This window comes from Shewanella sp. HL-SH5, from assembly GCF_051163755.1.
Classification (GTDB): Bacteria; Pseudomonadota; Gammaproteobacteria; order Enterobacterales; family Shewanellaceae; genus Shewanella; species Shewanella glacialimarina.
Window position 1 is genome coordinate 947704 of the sequence record NZ_CP195038.1, and the last position, 15778, is coordinate 963481.

The 15778-nt window shown below is 39.5% G+C and carries 18 protein-coding genes; 8 read left to right on the top strand and 10 right to left on the bottom strand.

Annotated features, from left to right (window positions below):
* Positions 1 to 63 precede the first annotated feature (63 nt).
* Together ACRWQM_RS04070 and ACRWQM_RS04075 are read left to right on the top strand one after the other, a co-directional pair.
* On the top strand, positions 64 to 492 hold the full coding sequence (locus tag ACRWQM_RS04070) for a DUF3302 domain-containing protein (RefSeq protein WP_434926918.1): 429 nt from the start codon (positions 64 to 66) through the stop codon (positions 490 to 492).
* Positions 492 to 1634 (top strand): HlyD family secretion protein, encoded by a 1143-nt coding sequence (locus ACRWQM_RS04075; RefSeq protein ID WP_434926917.1) that lies wholly within the window; start codon positions 492 to 494, stop codon positions 1632 to 1634. Before ACRWQM_RS04070 ends, ACRWQM_RS04075 begins: the two co-directional genes overlap by 1 nt.
* An 80-nt stretch (positions 1635 to 1714) precedes the next feature.
* Here the strand turns inward: ACRWQM_RS04075 and ACRWQM_RS04080 are convergent, their stop codons facing one another.
* Positions 1715 to 2290, bottom strand: coding sequence for a DUF4136 domain-containing protein (locus tag ACRWQM_RS04080; protein WP_434926916.1), 576 nt, complete (start codon positions 2288 to 2290; stop codon positions 1715 to 1717).
* 85 nt (positions 2291 to 2375) lie between these two features.
* On the opposite strand from ACRWQM_RS04080, the gene ACRWQM_RS04085 reads away from it, so the two are divergent.
* A complete protein-coding gene (locus ACRWQM_RS04085; RefSeq protein WP_434931347.1) occupies positions 2376 to 2687 on the top strand; it encodes a DUF1289 domain-containing protein in 312 nt (103 codons plus the stop codon).
* Here ACRWQM_RS04085 and ACRWQM_RS04090 read toward each other — a convergent pair.
* The 7 genes from ACRWQM_RS04090 to ACRWQM_RS04120 form a co-directional block, all read right to left on the bottom strand.
* The gene (locus ACRWQM_RS04090) at positions 2684 to 3955 is read right to left on the bottom strand and encodes an ATP-binding protein (protein WP_434931348.1); all 1272 of its coding nucleotides are present in this window, start codon (positions 3953 to 3955) and stop codon (positions 2684 to 2686) included. The genes ACRWQM_RS04085 and ACRWQM_RS04090 overlap by 4 nt on opposite strands.
* 14 nt (positions 3956 to 3969) lie before the next feature.
* Positions 3970 to 4683, bottom strand: coding sequence for a response regulator (locus ACRWQM_RS04095; RefSeq protein ID WP_434931350.1), 714 nt, complete (start codon positions 4681 to 4683; stop codon positions 3970 to 3972).
* A complete protein-coding gene (locus ACRWQM_RS04100) occupies positions 4683 to 5102 on the bottom strand; it encodes a DUF3019 domain-containing protein (protein ID WP_434926912.1) in 420 nt (139 codons plus the stop codon). The genes ACRWQM_RS04095 and ACRWQM_RS04100 overlap by 1 nt, the downstream gene beginning before the upstream one ends.
* Positions 5103 to 5104: 2 nt before the next feature.
* Complete coding sequence (locus ACRWQM_RS04105; RefSeq protein WP_434931351.1) at positions 5105 to 5596, bottom strand: MipA/OmpV family protein; 492 nt, start codon at positions 5594 to 5596, stop codon at positions 5105 to 5107.
* A gap of 11 nt (positions 5597 to 5607) precedes the next feature.
* Positions 5608 to 5985, bottom strand: a complete 378-nt coding sequence (locus tag ACRWQM_RS04110; RefSeq protein ID WP_434931353.1) for a MipA/OmpV family protein — start codon at positions 5983 to 5985, stop codon at positions 5608 to 5610.
* A gap of 186 nt (positions 5986 to 6171) precedes the next feature.
* Positions 6172 to 6762 (bottom strand): TetR/AcrR family transcriptional regulator, encoded by a 591-nt coding sequence (locus ACRWQM_RS04115; RefSeq protein WP_434931354.1) that lies wholly within the window; start codon positions 6760 to 6762, stop codon positions 6172 to 6174.
* 14 nt (positions 6763 to 6776) lie between these two features.
* Positions 6777 to 8201 (bottom strand): coniferyl aldehyde dehydrogenase, encoded by a 1425-nt coding sequence (locus ACRWQM_RS04120; protein ID WP_434931355.1) that lies wholly within the window; start codon positions 8199 to 8201, stop codon positions 6777 to 6779.
* A gap of 182 nt (positions 8202 to 8383) precedes the next feature.
* Between ACRWQM_RS04120 and ACRWQM_RS04125 the strand changes: the two genes are divergently transcribed.
* Positions 8384 to 8815, top strand: a complete 432-nt coding sequence (locus tag ACRWQM_RS04125; protein WP_434931356.1) for a universal stress protein — start codon at positions 8384 to 8386, stop codon at positions 8813 to 8815.
* A gap of 254 nt (positions 8816 to 9069) precedes the next feature.
* On the opposite strand, the gene ACRWQM_RS04130 is transcribed toward ACRWQM_RS04125, so the two are convergent.
* Both ACRWQM_RS04130 and ACRWQM_RS04135 read right to left on the bottom strand, forming a co-directional pair.
* Entirely contained in the window at positions 9070 to 10647 is a 1578-nt protein-coding gene (locus tag ACRWQM_RS04130; protein WP_434931357.1) for a PH domain-containing protein, read from the bottom strand.
* Positions 10640 to 11248, bottom strand: a complete 609-nt coding sequence (locus ACRWQM_RS04135; protein ID WP_434931358.1) for a PH domain-containing protein — start codon at positions 11246 to 11248, stop codon at positions 10640 to 10642. Before ACRWQM_RS04135 ends, ACRWQM_RS04130 begins: the two co-directional genes overlap by 8 nt.
* 193 nt (positions 11249 to 11441) lie before the next feature.
* Here ACRWQM_RS04135 and ACRWQM_RS04140 point away from each other — a divergent pair, with 193 nt between their 5' ends.
* From ACRWQM_RS04140 to ACRWQM_RS04155, 4 genes are all read left to right on the top strand, one after another.
* Positions 11442 to 12053 carry an alpha-ketoglutarate-dependent dioxygenase AlkB family protein gene (locus ACRWQM_RS04140; RefSeq protein ID WP_434931359.1) on the top strand — a complete coding sequence of 204 codons (612 nt, stop codon included), beginning with the start codon at positions 11442 to 11444 and terminating at the stop codon, positions 12051 to 12053.
* A gap of 213 nt (positions 12054 to 12266) precedes the next feature.
* Positions 12267 to 12566, top strand: coding sequence for a BolA family protein (locus ACRWQM_RS04145; protein ID WP_226413878.1), 300 nt, complete (start codon positions 12267 to 12269; stop codon positions 12564 to 12566).
* A gap of 407 nt (positions 12567 to 12973) precedes the next feature.
* Positions 12974 to 13483, top strand: coding sequence for an S-ribosylhomocysteine lyase (gene luxS, locus ACRWQM_RS04150; RefSeq protein WP_226413880.1), 510 nt, complete (start codon positions 12974 to 12976; stop codon positions 13481 to 13483).
* Positions 13484 to 13647: 164 nt separating this feature from the next.
* A complete protein-coding gene (locus ACRWQM_RS04155) occupies positions 13648 to 15720 on the top strand; it encodes a hypothetical protein (RefSeq protein WP_434931360.1) in 2073 nt (690 codons plus the stop codon).
* Positions 15721 to 15778: the final 58 nt, after the last annotated feature.

Here is a 15778-nt window from a genome sequence, read left to right on the forward strand (position 1 = left end):
TGTAAATTGTAAGTGGGTATGTAAGATTTATTGTTATTAGATTTTACATGGCCTGGAGGCTAAATGTTTTTAGATTACTTTGCATTAGGGATATTATTTTTTGTCGTTATTTTTATTTTTTACGGCATTATTGCTATCCATGATATTCCCTATGAGATTGCTAAAAAACGTAATCATCCGCAACAGGATGCCTTACATATTGCAGGTTGGGTTAGCTTGTTTACTTTGCATGCTATTTGGCCTTTTCTGTGGATTTGGGCCACGTTATATCGTGAGGATAGAGGCTGGGGATTTTCAGATAGCCGCCAAAGAGAGTTAATTCTTGAAGGTGAGGTAAAAGAACTTATTCAGCAAGTGACTCAATTAACGCTTAGGTTAGACCAGGTTGAGAGTAGTAAAGTGGCTAAAGCCATTGCCTCTAAAGGTGATTTAGCTGCGGTAAAAGTAACTGAAGAGCTTCAAACCGAGTCAGTTGATAAGGAGATAAAATAATGGATTTACTGCTTATTCTGACCTATGGCGCCATTTGTATCGCAATTTTTAAAGTCTTCAAAATTCCATTAAATAAGTGGACTGTGCCGACAGCCTTACTTGGCGGCATAGTGTTAATAGGTTCATTGTTGTTATTAATGAACTATAACCATCCCTATACCAAGTTTACTAGAGAGTACTTCGTTTCTATTCCTATTACCCCTGCGGTGAAGGGGATTGTGACTGAGGTGAATGTTCAGCCCAATATGCCTGTCAAAGAGGGCGATGTTTTATTCAAAATAGATCCCACACCTTATGCTGCAATGGTAAAGCAAAAGCAAGCAGCACTTAAAGAAGCTGAACAACAGGTGCCTCAACTACAAGCTGCCTTTGAGTCTGCACATGCTAAATTAGAACAAGCTCAGGCAGATTCAACCCGGACGGAATCAGCATATAGACGTTATGAAGAAGGACGTAAAAAAGGCGGTCAAAACTCACCTTTTACTGAACTTGAATTAGATAATCGTCGTCAACTTTACTTAGCATCATTAGCGCAGCGCGATGCTGCAAAAGCGGATGAACTTCGCAGCCGCCTAGCATTTGAGTCAAATATTGACGGGGTTAATACTAAGGTTGCGGGATTACAAGCTGAGTTAGCTAAAGCGCAATTTGAATTAGAGCAAACCATTGTGCGCGCACCTGCTGATGGTGTGGTAACCCAATTAGCATTGCGCAAAGGGGTAATGGCCGTTCCCATTCCACTTCGTCCTGCATTAACTTTTATTCCAGATGAAGAACGATATTTTGCCGGTGCTTTTTGGCAAAACTCGTTAATGCGTTTAAAGGAAGGCGATGAAGCTGAAGTTATTATCGATGCTGTGCCTGGTGTGGTGTTTAAAGGCAAAGTGGCTAAAATTTTACCCGCGATGGCCGAAGGTGAAGTCCAGTTTAGTGGTAGCTTACAATCATCAAGTAGACTGTTTCAACGTGGTCGCGTAGTAGTATTAATTGATCTTGATAAGAATACCACCCTTGATAGCTTGCCTGCAGGCGTTGCTGGACAGGCAGCTATTTACACTGAACACTTCAGTCATGTTGCTGTTATGCGTAAAGTACTACTGAGAATGCAGGGCTGGTTGAATTATCTATTTGGCGATCATTAACTTTTAGCTGATCTCAATCAACTTGGTTTAACTAAAAACGTCCGCATTAGCGGACGTTTTTTTAATTAAAGGTGAAGTGATTATTTTGCCGGTTTGGGCGGAAACTGTTGAAGAATATGATAAACAGTTTCAGCCGTTTTCTGGGCTTTAAGCTCGCCACCTTGTTCAAAATCATATTTATCAGTACCGCGCCAAATCAATCGGTTTTCTTTTGGGTCAATGACATCAATCTGAATAGTTTGCATTTTCGCACTATCACTGCCGATCGGAACCCCAATACTGGTACCAATACTTGCTCCACCGCTACTTCCCCAGCTACCTGTCCCCAAACCAATTGAAAGACCTGAACTTTTAGGCTTGGTCTCAGTTTGAAAGGCAAAACTAACCAAGAAATCAGCATTATTATCAGTTTGGATAAAACCTTGGCTGACCAATGCTTGCACAATGTCCCGGTTAACTCTTTGTACAGTGAGTGGATCGTCGGTATTGGCAACATCTACAAGGTTAAAGCTTTGTAACTGACTAAAATCATAATTAATATCATAGTCATTTTTTGGCGTACTTTGGCAACCTAAAGCTGCCAAACCTACTATCAACAATATGGCTTTAGAGAAAAAGTGCAACAAGGTTTTATAATGCATGATTGGCGTTAACATAAGAGGCGTCTCCAAAAAATGTACATTTTTACTGCAATTGGTATAACCTTAACTATATCGTTAATTGGTTAACTTCGCTCTCACTATGGAACAATTAAGTTTTTTCGCTATTCCTAGCCCCTGTGTTGGTATCTGTCAGTCAGATACTAAAGGGTATTGTTCAGGCTGTTTTCGCAGTCGTGACGAGCGCTTTAATTGGCTGCATTTCTCTGAACTTCAAAAGCAAGATATCGTGCGCTTATGTGCTGCGCGGCGAAAAAGACGTCAATATGCTGTATTCAAAGCGCAAAAACTACTGCAACAACAGCAACAAGCGAGCAGTAATAATCAGTTTGATTTTAACCAAGCTGATGATACGGATTTATTGAGTGATTTAAGTCAGTTTGAGCTAGATTAGCTTTTTGCCATTATTATAGGCCAGCTTAGAGTGAATTCAGTTTTTGCCTGGTTACTTGATATGGCTATATTTCCCTTATGGCGCATCATAATCCGTTTAACAATGGCGAGGCCCAAACCGTGGCCTTTATTGCCACTATGTTGGGATTGGCTACGATAAAAAGCATCAAAAATATAAGGATGATCTTCTGCCGGAATACTAGGGCCGTCATTGTTAACTGATAAGTAGACTTTATGTTGATCCGTTCGTAAATTGATTTGAATACTTGATTTAGCATAGCGCTGTGCGTTGGTAACAAGATTTTGTATTGCCCGTTCGACCAAGGACCCTTCGCCTTTAATATAGATTTGCGTGCTGTTAGTAAGACTTAATTCAATATCATGATCACTTAAATCTTCAAGCCTGAGGATCAATTGTTTACAGATGCTGACCAGTTCGCAGTTTTCTAAAATGGGCTCAATTTGCATCGTTTCTAGGCTGGCGTAAGTCAATAACTCCTGCAACAAGTCCTCCATCTCTTTTATATCAGTTTGCATGCCCTCCAAAAAATCAATACGTTGGTTAATATCGCTTTGAGGTAGACAATATTGCGGCAGTAGAGCAAGCGCGAACTTAAGCCTTGCTAAAGGTGTTCTAATTTCATGTGAGACAGCATTAGTAAGATGTTTTTGGTTATCTATTAAACTGCAGATGTGCTGTGCCATATCATTGAAGGTGAGAGCAAGAGGTGATACTTGAGAACTAGTACTGAGCTCAATGCGAGTATCCCAGTTGGCTTCACCAAATTTTTTAGTAGCCATACGCAGTATTTTTAAATCTCGCGAAAGGGGCCATACCCATATTAAAGCTACCAGTGCCAGTGAGGCATAAAAAACGATAGTAAATATTCCGCGTAATTGACTGCGGGGTTCAATGTCAAACGGTCCAGCCACAAGCACTTGTTCACCGACGGCAATAAATTGCAATTGTTGCTCATTTGATTCAGTGGTTAATATCTGATTATCTGCAAGTTGTATATCACCATTTAAGGCAACTTGATTACGTTGAAGCAGTTGTAATGAAAATGAGTGTTGATCACTTATCGCATCCAGAAGAGATTGCCTATCGATCTCTGGCTGCTGAGATAAGAGCAATGCTAAAACAACAAGCGGCGTATCGACATCATCATTTTCGTCAACATGGTTTTGCCAAAGGCTATCTAATGTCCAGCCTATGCCTAAAAAGCTTAAGCTGAGTAGTAAATATAGGCTGATAAATAAACGTTTCATTTTGGTGTTATCACCTAGCCATTCCATGCTTCTGGCGCGAATAAATAACCTTGTCCCCATACTGTTTTAATACGAAACGGCGTTTCAATACTATCCCCCAGTTTTTTGCGTAGACGAGATGTGCGAACATCAATTTTGCGATCTTTGCCATCAAAATCGATGTTGAGTAGATATTGATAAATATATTGACGACTTAATACCTGACCTGCCTGTGAGGCTAACAGCCATAACAGCTCAAATTCATGGTTGGTAAGGTCAACTTGTGTATCGCCTAGTCTAATCGTTTGCGTATGCGGATCGATATTGAGCTTGCCAAAATTAAGACAATGAGACTCTGGCTTATTAGGCAAAGCTTGGCGACGAAGTAAATTATTAATTCTAGCCACTAATAATGCTGGTTCAACCGGTTTCACGACGTAATCATCAGCGCCTAATTCTAAGCCTTTAATTTGATCTTCATTGGTGCCCAAGGCACTCATTAATAAAATAGGGCCGGAAAAATAATCGGCTAACTTTTCGCAAAGGCTGAATCCATCAAGTCCTGGTAGCATAATATCAAGCAAAATAATGTCAGGCTTGTAGCTGATTAAACGTGTCAATACTGTGTCGCCGCGACGTTCTACTTCAACATGCATGTCATGGGTTTTTAAGTAATCAACAATCAGGTTGGCTAGTCGAATATCATCTTCAACTAATAAAACTCTGTGGGTAGATTGTGGTTGGGTCATTAAAATAAGCTCCAAGGATTTCGATAGCGTCTTCTGATTTGTCGAGATGATGCTTTATTGACCTTTAATTTTACGCCCGCAAGCGTGATGTTGTCGTGTTTGCTGACAAGTATAAATTGGATGTCTTTATCGGTTTTTATAGTTAAATTGACCGATTTTTCGTTTGGGTTGTCCGAACACCATCTCGGTATGCTTGGGTAGTCTGAAATAATGCATACAAGTTCTTCATTAACCAAATTCCATGTGAGTAAAAGGTCTATCTCACAGTAATCAAACTGATCATCAGTGAGGCAAAAATTTGGCATAGCATTTAGCTGCACTTGATGTTTAAGAGGCTCTGCCGTTGTTGAAAAAACACTCATAAACAAAACTGATATACCAATAAGCTGATATAAAATGCTGATAGGATGATATTTCAAAATTAAAACCTATAAGCTACGCCAACAAAATAACTTTGACTGTTATCTTGATTGACTAATGGACTATCAGTTATTTCATCAGACAAGGCTGTGTAACGATATGCCATTAAAATATTCCATTGCCCATTAAGAATGTAGCGGGTGGTGAGCTCCATCCCTTTATTCCAGCCTGAATGAGCTTGGTATTGCTGGCTCCAATAGTTATTCTCGTTTTGTCTAACCCCATAATAATATTGAATAACTTTAGCACTTTTCCAGTCAGTTCTTAGGGCTAGGTCAAATACCCATTGCTTAACCGCTAAGCCGTAATTCCAACTAATATGTGCAGTGTCACCATTATGAACATTGAACATGTCATGGGCATAAGCTACTTTAAAGAAGCCAAAACGAGCATAGTAGAAGGCTTCAAGACCACCATAAAAGGTGAATTTTCGCCTTTCTAAACTATTAAACACTTTAGGTTCACTGGTTCTGGATAATGACGATAATCCCATCGGCATAATGTTTAAATTGTCTGCAGAGCTTCGGCTAAAAAAAGGTTACTCGGATCCCAATCATAAAAGAAAGCTCTGTCATCACTATAGCTGGTGACGAGGTTGAGCGAATACTTTTCGGCTTCTTGCAAACTATATCCAAAGTTGCCGTTATCAAAAAACCACTGCTCGCCGTAATAGGCTATCGATGGTAAGACATACAGTGGAATGTCATCATAATCTTGCAATGGGTTGGTTTTCTGGCCAAAACCAATGGCGATAGATATGTCCCACTCACCTTCAGTGATACAGTCTCCTGAGACTAAACAAGGGGGAGCTGTTTCTGCTGCTGCAGTAAAGTGCGCGCCGAGAATCAGCATAAAAATAACTGTATGGATATATTTAAGCATAGGTGACGGCATAACCTTATATATGTTTAATATTAAGATGTTGATATTTAACGTTATTGAAACTAAGTCGTTAAATATGAAGCTCGTAATAAACAGTATGTTATCACTATCTCTCTATTGCATTAATAACTAACCCATGACTGATACAAAGTGTTACGAGTGAGAGGCATTTAAAAAGGGCTGGGTTTAGCTTTTGATTGCTTTCCAGAACAATTGGAAACTAGCTTGCCTGTGTAAGTCATCACACCCAAGTTCAGGATGATCAGTAAAGAAGCGGATTGCGGCTAAGTATTGTCCATGACAGTTTTCAAGTAGCAAAGGGAGCGGGTAGTGGCCAATTAGATTTTGTTGTTGACCTTGTTCAATTAACTCGACAACAAACCCTAATATGCTATTCATTGCTTGTTGCCGCGTAATAGGATCTATTTCCGCTGACAGTGAAAATTGCAAAAAAAACCTTTGTTTTAGTGGGTGAGTAATCGCCCAATCAATGGCATTTTGCCACAGACTATTTGCATCTTGCTCTACATCATTTATGTATCGCGTATTAAGGGTTATTGCATCAGCAAATTCTTGTTTAATATCTAGAAAGAGTTGATTGATAATACTGTTTTTAGAAGGGAAGTGATGAAATAAGGTGCCGGTTGCCACGCCCGCAGCTTTGGCTATAGAAGCTGTTGAGGTGGCATGAAAACCTTGATTGACGAAAAGCGCTAACGCAGACGCTAAGATGGCTTGTTTCTTATCAGTTTGTTTGTTAGTTGCGCTTTTAGTCATCACAAGGATTATTCCTAACGTAAAAAGAACTTCATTAACATCTTTTGAATCACAGTACCGTAAGGCGGGTGAACTAAAATGCCCGAGTTAATTTTACCGCTATTTAATACTGTTTTTGCATGACTAAAGGTAAGGAAGCCCTCTTTACCGTGGTAATGGCCCATACCTGAAGGTCCAATGCCACCAAAGGGTGCGTCATCAGCAGCCACATGAAATACGGTATCGTTAATGCAAACGCCACCTGAGTGGGTATGATGTAAAATATTATTTTGAGTCTTACCGTCAAAACTCAATATATATAATGCAAGCGGGCGATCGCGTTGATTGACATAACCTATCGCTTCATCTACCGATTGATAGCTAATAATTGGTAAAATAGGACCAAAAATTTCATCTTGCATCACTAGCATATCGGCATTCACATTGGTCATTAATTGGGTTGCTAGTTTTCGCTTGCCAGATGTGACTCTGCCAGTAGAAGCTGATATGACAGTCGCTCCCTTTGCCTTGGCATCATCAATCACTTTCGTTAAGCGTTCAAATTGGCGATCATTAATAATATTGCCGTAATCTGGGTTGCTATCAAAGTCAGGGTACATTTTGTTAAATCTTGCTTGGTAGGCTTGTATAAATTCGGCAATTTTATCTTCAGGGCAAAGTACATAATCAGGTGCAACACAAATTTGGCCTGCATTTAAGCATTTACCAAAAATTAATCGCTCTACAGCGGTTTCAATAGGCATGTCAGGGGCAATAATAGCCGGTGATTTACCGCCAAGCTCTAATGTCACTGGGGTGAGATTTTCTGCTGCAGCTCGCATAACATGACGGCCAACAACCGTTGAGCCAGTAAACAGAATGTGGTCGAAAGGCAGCGCTGAGAATTGAGCTGCGACATCAGCTTCACCTTCCACTAATGCGACTTCATTTTGATCAAAAACCTGTGCTAATAAGTCCCGCAATACTTGATTAATGTGTGGGGTGAACTCAGACATTTTTAACATGGCTCGATTACCCGCAGCGATAGCGGTGATCAGCGGACCAATTGATAACATCACTGGAAAGTTCCACGGCACAATAATGCCTACAACACCTAAAGGTTGATATTGCACAGTGACTTTAGAAGGCGAAAGTAATAAACCTGCATGGCGCTTACTAGGTTTCATCCAGGCTTTAAGATTTTTTAGGGTGTAATTAATGTTATTAATACAAGGCATAATATCGGAAATGACGGTATCGTTTTCTGAGCGGTGGCCATAGTCATTATTGAGTGCGGTGACTATTTCTTGCTGATTTTGCAATAGTGATTGCTTTAGTTGTTTCAGTTTAGTCACTCGCGACTCATAGCTTGGAGCAGGCATTGATAAATATTGGCTGCGTTGGGAATGAAGCAATTGCTGTAGTGGTGATAACGGTGAGTGTTCAACGGCCATATTCATAAGGTAACTCCTGCAAAAAGAATCGAAAATACGGTTAAATATAAACCGACTGATTAGTCGGTCTAATTCTAAGGGGGTTTTACTCGATATGCAATAACTGTTGAGTATTTGACCAAGATCACTTAGACGTTGCGATAAAAGACTACACTTTAAATAAGGCTACATTTTTTAAGGAGGTTATTATGCGAAGTAAAACGATTTTATGGCCGACAGATTTTTCTGAGACGGCGTCCCATGCACTGCAATATGCAATTGAAATGGCCAATCTGTATAACGTCAGCATAAGAATTTTGCATGTGGTTGATCAACCTTTTGGTGATGAAAATTATATGATCTTAGCGGTAACTCCAGAAGAGTTAGCTAAAAGTATGGAGGAGGCTGCGGCACAGAAAATGCACTCTTTGCTCGCTAAGTTAACTATTACTACTCCCGTTGAAACCATTGTTCGTAGAGGTGATGCTGTCACCGAAATAGTCGCTGAAGCTAATTCAGGCGATATAGGTATGGTTGTGATAGCCAGTCATGGACGCACAGGTTTTGCTCATTTTTTACATGAAAATGTTGCTGAATCAGTCGCCAATCAAGCAAGTTGTCCGGTGCTGGTGGTCAAATAGTCCAATTGTAGAATTGATTGATTTAGATGGTCTCAGTTACTTACCTATCTAATTTATTCTTTATTATTAATACTTAACCGTCATTCGCACCAAGACCTGCTATTTATTGGCAAAATTAGTGCTTATCGATAAAAAAATGACTTAGATAAAAAGATGACTTAGATAAAAAGATGACCCGGATAAAAAAATAACTGTGCCACAAGAGTGAGTGGCACTCGTTATCTTGTTGAGTGTTAAGTGATGCTTGGTAATTGCTAAATCCATTGCTTATATTGAGTTGAAACGGTATTGAGTGATCGGGCTATTAATGTGTTTGCCACTTCAATTGGTATATAAGGCAGTATAATAGCGCCACTTGCTAAACCTAATTCTAAATAGGCAAGTTGTTGCGTTTTCTGCCTTGCTGTCTGCGTGACTTTCACGTGTTGTATTTTTTCAAATGGAATTCGTTTCCAGTCTCGTCCTAGTAACCCGCTGTGTTGCCAAACTGCATCTTGTTCTAGCACATATCCCCATCGCTTATAGCGAATATAAAGCAGTAGGCTCGCTAATATGGCTGCAACAAACGCGAACTCAACCAGTTTGATGTCTATATCCAAGGTGAAAAATAGGCCAAGTAAAATACTAAAGGGAATAAATGGCAGCCATATTCTTTTATATAACCAAGCAATATTTATCCCAGTGTAGTCGGTCGGTAATGTAATAACTGAAGGGCTTAATGAAGGTAACATACTGAATATCGATTCTATTTCAGTATTTTTAATAGAAGGGATAAGCATATGTTGCTTGGTTCTTTCCTCCACTTCATTACCTTTTACTTGCTTCAAAAACAGCGTCCAGCGGTTAACAAAGCGCGCTAATAGCGGTTGTTGAAAATGGATAACCTGAATGCGCTTAATCGCTAATGCATCTTGTTGATGAGCAATAACCCCGCCACTACGTTGCAATGTCTGTTGATGTTTATCGAGTGAATATGGATAATATTTGAGTACTGAGGCTAGAACTGAAATAGCCGAAAAAAGTAGGTAACCCATGATAAATAAACTGCTAATCATGATTAATTGCAGCATGAAACTATCATGTGTGGCTTGGTTTACCCATTCTATTGATGCTTTAATTAAGGGAGATTGAGCGACTTTCTCCCACTCAATTTGTCCAGCTACAGGACCTGCAATAATGGCGAACCAAATAAAGTTATTTTGATAAAAACCAAATATGATCAGCTCCTTCAAGCTTCGTTTTATAATCGGTTGGTCCGAGGTCGTCGCTTTCATCGCTATTTTGCTAGTTTCATCATCCTTGCTTGTTACTGTTTCACTGACATTATTTAGCTGCAATAAGTGCTGCTTTAAAATCTGCGCATGTTGAGCGTCAAGGGCAGTTAGCTTGGCTTCATCTTTACTTGAACCAGCGGTTTCTATGACTAAAACGGCAAGTTTGAGTGGCTTGAAATAAAAAGGTTGTTCAAAACGAATATTTTGAATTCGATTAAGAGGGATTTCATCTTTTTTAGTGAAAAACAGCCCTCGTTTTACATCGAGTTGCTCTGTACTTATTCTGTAGCGAAATTTTCGCCATTGAATGAAGGCAAATGAGGTCAATAAAATAAGTAAGACTATGAATCCATCAATAACCCACACAATCGATACATCGTTGCTCCAACCAGCATAAAAAATTGGGATTAAAGCATAACCGTTACTTAGAATGTTTTTCAGCGAACCGAACACAAAGCTTAATATCGACCAAGGTGATAATGCTTTCCAATCAGTTAAACTCGGGGTTGGCTTGATGTTGGCTTGTTCATGTGCGCTTGATGGTTGATCATCAGTCATGTTGAGGATCCAAATCAGTATTTAACACTTGTTGTTCTATTTGTTGGTTCTGCGCCGCTTGATGCAATAAATGCTGGCGAAGGTGTTCAGCTACTTCCGCCGGCAATCCGGGCAAGTTTATTTCGGCTTCACCTGATCCCGCACTGAAACATTTTAGGGTAATAAGTTGGTATTTTCGTTCAAGTGGCCCCTGAGATAGATTAACGTGTTGTAACCGTGTGTAGGGTAGTGCGGTTGTTGATACCCAAAATAAGCCTTGTCGCATAATAAATTCATCTTTAAATACGCCATAGCAAACCGTTAATGCTTTTAAATAAGTCAATCGAGTAGCAAAAGCCCCAATGGCTACAATAATAGGCAAAATAATAATTTTACTGATCAAATCCAAGGGTGAGGCCAGTATTATAAAAAGACAAGTTACTGTGGCTATTGCGCCAAATAATACACCGCTGGTGTAGAGTTGCAGCTTAGGATAATTGTCGTCGACCTTATTTAGGACTAAATCCTGTAAAGGCGTCAGCTGAGTGGGGGGCAATAAGTCACCGTGATCATAGCCTGTTAATGTAGGTGGCATCTGGCTGTGTATATCTGGATTAGTCATTATGTCTCATCAGTCATTAAAACTTGAAAGATACTATATCGACATTTTATGTCACATGATAGTGGGGTGATTGGTTGTAGTTTGTTTATTTATAATCAGCTTCTTCCGATGATTATTAGCATTTTTAGATGATAATGATGTTCTATTTTAGGTGATAATTAGGTTTTATAAATGATGGAGCAGGGTGGCACACATGACGTTAGATTTATTTACTGATCACGATCCCAACATTAAGTTACCTCCAGTGGTGCACCAGCCAGATTTTCTGTCCGAGCGTCAGCAAAGGCTTCTATTACAAGAGGCGAGCGATTACCCTTTAACTAAAATAGAAATTGAGGTGTATGGAAAGAAGCACTTTATTCCGCGCACACAGGTTTGGTTTGGTGATGAAGGGTGTGATTGTCGATACTCTAAAACTTTGATTAATCCCTTACCTTGGCCTCCAGTATTGTCAAAATTACGGCAAACATTATTACAAAAGTGCCACTTAGACTTTAATGCCGTGTTGGTTAATCGGTATGCTAACGGCACAGAATGTATGGGCTGGCACAGTGATGATGAGCCTGAAATTGTTGCTAATAGTGCTATTGCATCCATTACACTTGGAACGTGTCGCGACTTTGTTGTGCGTCATAAGGCATCTCAACAAAAAATGTCATACCCTTTGCAATCGGGCGATTTATTGATTATGCAACCTGGGATGCAACAAACTTGGCAACACTGTTTGCCTAAGCGTTTAACGGTCAATACTCCACGGATTAATTTTACTTTTAGGCAGATAACACCTTATTTTTACCAGCTATGAATTACCCACAATGTGTTTTATAAAACAGCACATAAGGTTTAAAGGGTTATCAAGACGCGGCCTGTTTGGTGTCAAAAACATCAGCCGCTATTCTCGCGAATTCATAATTTTATCTTTGTTTCTTGTTGAGTTAACATTTTATCGCCACAGTGTTTGACGTTTACGTTTTAACCCAGTACTCTTCGATTTTTAAGAGCCCAAGAGTAGGTCGCTATGTCAGTTGCACAGACTATTACTGATAAACTGAATCAGTCGTTTACACCATCACATCTTGAAGTGATTAATGAAAGTAATCGCCATCATGTTCCACCTAATTCAGAAACCCATTTTAAAGTGGTCATCGTCAGTGATCTATTTGATGGGCAGCGTCCATTAGCGCGGCATCGCAGCGTGAATGCGATTCTAGCTGATGAATTAGCGAATGGCGTACATGCATTATCAATTAATACCTATACTGAAGCAGACTGGCAAAATCTTGCTGAAGTTCCTCGAACCCCAAACTGCAAAGGGTAATAGAGCCATTTAAAACCTCACTGATTAGTGGGGTTTTTTATTGAATTAAACTTCAAGTTAGCATAACTATTCTTTTGCGATCTAAGCTTGATTACCTTTACATTAACGCTATATTTATACGACTTGCTTGAGCTGATTGCGCCATTTGTCAATAAGATAAAAGGGACACTGATAATCAAGTGCCTATTTCTGTATCGAGAAACCATTGAGGTTATGTTTTAATCGGATGCCGAAACAGCAAACGGCTGAAAAACTATCACAATTAATCACTATAAGTCTTAGTTGAGTTTAATTCATGCTGGTAGAGAGTTGTGCATTGTTGATGGTATGATGATTCTGTTATCGTTAAACGTGTTGACCATTTTGAGTTGTTTCAAGTTAGCGCGCCCTTATCTTTGGAGAACACAATGCCGTTATTAGATAGTTTTACTGTAGATCACACTCGTATGAATGCTCCCGCTGTTCGAGTTGCCAAACATATGAGCACTCCAAAAGGGGATGCAATCACCGTATTTGATTTACGTTTTTGTGCTCCTAACAAAGACATTTTAAGTGAACGTGGTATTCATACTTTAGAGCATTTGTTTGCAGGATTTATGCGTGATCATCTTAATGGTGACAATGTTGAAATAATCGATATTTCACCGATGGGTTGTCGTACCGGGTTTTATATGAGCCTTATTGGTGAGCCAAACGAGCAACAAGTTGCAGATGCGTGGCTAGGCGCAATGGAAGACGTATTAAAAGTGACTGAGCAAAAAGATATTCCAGAATTAAACGAATATCAGTGCGGTACTTATGAGATGCATTCACTTGAACAAGCACAAGATATCGCCAAAAATATTATTGCTGCTGGTGTTAGCGTAAATAAGAATGATGATTTAGCATTAAGTGGTGAGATTTTAGGCACGCTTTAACGTCAGTTATTACACAAAAAAGCGGCTTAGGCCGTTTTTTTGTGTCTAAAATTAACTAATTTTTAACAGCTTGTGGTTGATGCTGTTTTTATGTGGATTAAACCGTTATTGTATATAGCATTAACAGTGCATTTTATAAGACAAGATAGAATACGGAGATTGATATGTCTGATCGCTCTTTTAGCGTTTCAATGGTGGCCTCAGCAGTATTATTAATGCTTGGCAGTTTTCCAAGTGTAGCAAGCACAGTAACGGAGTCTATTGAAGATAAAAACTCCCGTATTGATTTACAACAAGATGAAGTGTCCATATTTCATTATCGCCAATCGGCCAATGTATTAGCCAAAGCTGGTGTAACGGTCCTTCCCAATGTTGAACATGCGCAGAATGCGATTTCAATTCGTGGTGCAACCAATGGCGTTGCAATATTACAAGATAATATTTTTTATTCTGCGGCTCCTTATTCTGGCCAAAACCTTATTTCTCAACCGAACTTATTTCTCCAATCGGCAATCTCAACTAACAAGCACACCAATGTAAACTCAGGTGGGCAGGGCGCTTTTGGGCAACTTAATTATCTGACGGCCAAAATCAGTGAGCGTGAAACAGATGCGATTATTAATATTGAAGCCGATCAAGATGGATCGCCTGCAGGGGGCTTAATTGTTAGTGGCAAAACTAAGCAATATGGCATGTTATTGGGCGTTGATTACCAAAAAGATGAAACGGATGTAGGGCTTAACAGCAGTATAGATAATAAACATCAAACAACAGACATCCTGTTTAAAATTAATGCTGATAGCCTAGTCGGTGCTAGAAATCCACAAAAAACAGAGTTCAGTTATCATTTTACTGATACTACACTTGATAATAGTGATATTGGATTAACCCTCGCAGATTTTACTACATCGGCTGATAATCGCTATGCAGCGACAGCGTTGGATTTTGATCAAGGTAAGCGTCAACGATATGCCCTAGCGCATCAAGTTAATTTATCAGGTCAGTCGATTATGTCGACAGACTTTTATTATCAAAGCTTTGCTCAACGTGGCCATAATACGTTAACAATCAATGACGAAATAATTAACCGTCAGTTGTTACAGGTATTATCGGATTTTGAAACCAATCCTACTTCCCAAGGCTTACCCACAAGTGCAGTGGTTGCCAATAACGATTTTGATGGTTTTGGTGTGCAGACGAAGGGTGTCAGCCTTTATGGCGCTCATGAAGTAACCTATCAAGCGCGTTATCATAGTGATAAGGCTGAAATGAAAGTGGCTAAAATAGATTACTTATTAAGTGAAAATTTAGGCCTCAATGCACTGGATGTGCAATATGGTATTGGTGATTATACGGATGATGCAGATGCATTTACTACGTCGGTTAATACCAAGCTGAACTATGATGCCTGGTCAGTAAATTTCGGCTTAGGTTATGAAAGTGTGAGCGTGACGCGTGAGTTAGGTGATAATGCAGATTTATTAACCGCGGCTGACTTTTCTAATGATGGCTGGTTACCTTCTGTTGAACTTGCTTATAAAAAGGATGCCTGGCTATTAGCATTAAGTGCTAAACAAGCCTGGACCGCTGCTGGTGCTGGTAATGCCGAGCAACTAGCACAAGAGGCATTACAATACCAACTGGCATTACAATATCAACAAGAAAATTTCAATGTCGGTTTATCGACTTATATGCATGACTTTGACAATCAGCATATGACCTGTAAATTGGGTGTTAATTGTGTTCCTTTGCAAGAGGCATTACAGGTTAATTTACAAGATGTCTCTGTTGCAGGTGTAGATTTAACGATTGACTACAAAATGGACTTTAATAGTTTCTTTATTCCAATGGCGTTAGATTATAGCTATACCCAAGCTGAATTTGGTCAGTCTAGCTGTGATGCCGTTGTTGGTTGTTATGCTGATGGCCAACAACTGCCTTGGGTGCCAGAGCAACAAGTTAGCGCCAGTATTGGGCTGGTTATGGGCAAGTTTAGTATTTTTGCTAATGGCTTGTATCAATCAGAAACTGGCAGCGTGTTTACCTTAGGGAATTATGGTATTGACTCGCAACTTAAAATTGATTTAGCAGCGCATTATCAAATGACTCAAGCGCACAATGTCTATGTCCGCATAGAGAATGTGTTAGATGAAGAGTTAATCGCTAAAAATTATCAGATGGGAATGTTATCTCAAAGTGAAATGACAACCTACATTGGTTATCAAGGTAAATTCTAATTCAGATTGTAAATTTTACACCTGTCAACTAGCCTGCTTATTATAGGTTAGTTGGCTA

Coding starts and splice junctions, on each gene's coding strand:
- ACRWQM_RS04070 (WP_434926918.1), top strand. CDS start 64: ATGTTTTTAGATTACTTTGCATTAGGGATATTATTTTTTGTCGTTATT.
- ACRWQM_RS04075 (WP_434926917.1), top strand. CDS start 492: ATGGATTTACTGCTTATTCTGACCTATGGCGCCATTTGTATCGCAATT.
- ACRWQM_RS04080 (WP_434926916.1), bottom strand. CDS start 2,290: ATGTTAACGCCAATCATGCATTATAAAACCTTGTTGCACTTTTTCTCT.
- ACRWQM_RS04085 (WP_434931347.1), top strand. CDS start 2,376: ATGGAACAATTAAGTTTTTTCGCTATTCCTAGCCCCTGTGTTGGTATC.
- ACRWQM_RS04090 (WP_434931348.1), bottom strand. CDS start 3,955: ATGAAACGTTTATTTATCAGCCTATATTTACTACTCAGCTTAAGCTTT.
- ACRWQM_RS04095 (WP_434931350.1), bottom strand. CDS start 4,683: ATGACCCAACCACAATCTACCCACAGAGTTTTATTAGTTGAAGATGAT.
- ACRWQM_RS04105 (WP_434931351.1), bottom strand. CDS start 5,596: ATGGGATTATCGTCATTATCCAGAACCAGTGAACCTAAAGTGTTTAAT.
- ACRWQM_RS04110 (WP_434931353.1), bottom strand. CDS start 5,985: ATGCTTAAATATATCCATACAGTTATTTTTATGCTGATTCTCGGCGCG.
- ACRWQM_RS04115 (WP_434931354.1), bottom strand. CDS start 6,762: ATGACTAAAAGCGCAACTAACAAACAAACTGATAAGAAACAAGCCATC.
- ACRWQM_RS04120 (WP_434931355.1), bottom strand. CDS start 8,201: ATGAATATGGCCGTTGAACACTCACCGTTATCACCACTACAGCAATTG.
- ACRWQM_RS04125 (WP_434931356.1), top strand. CDS start 8,384: ATGCGAAGTAAAACGATTTTATGGCCGACAGATTTTTCTGAGACGGCG.
- ACRWQM_RS04130 (WP_434931357.1), bottom strand. CDS start 10,647: ATGACTGATGATCAACCATCAAGCGCACATGAACAAGCCAACATCAAG.
- ACRWQM_RS04135 (WP_434931358.1), bottom strand. CDS start 11,248: ATGACTAATCCAGATATACACAGCCAGATGCCACCTACATTAACAGGC.
- ACRWQM_RS04140 (WP_434931359.1), top strand. CDS start 11,442: ATGACGTTAGATTTATTTACTGATCACGATCCCAACATTAAGTTACCT.
- ACRWQM_RS04145 (WP_226413878.1), top strand. CDS start 12,267: ATGTCAGTTGCACAGACTATTACTGATAAACTGAATCAGTCGTTTACA.
- luxS (WP_226413880.1), top strand. CDS start 12,974: ATGCCGTTATTAGATAGTTTTACTGTAGATCACACTCGTATGAATGCT.
- ACRWQM_RS04155 (WP_434931360.1), top strand. CDS start 13,648: ATGTCTGATCGCTCTTTTAGCGTTTCAATGGTGGCCTCAGCAGTATTA.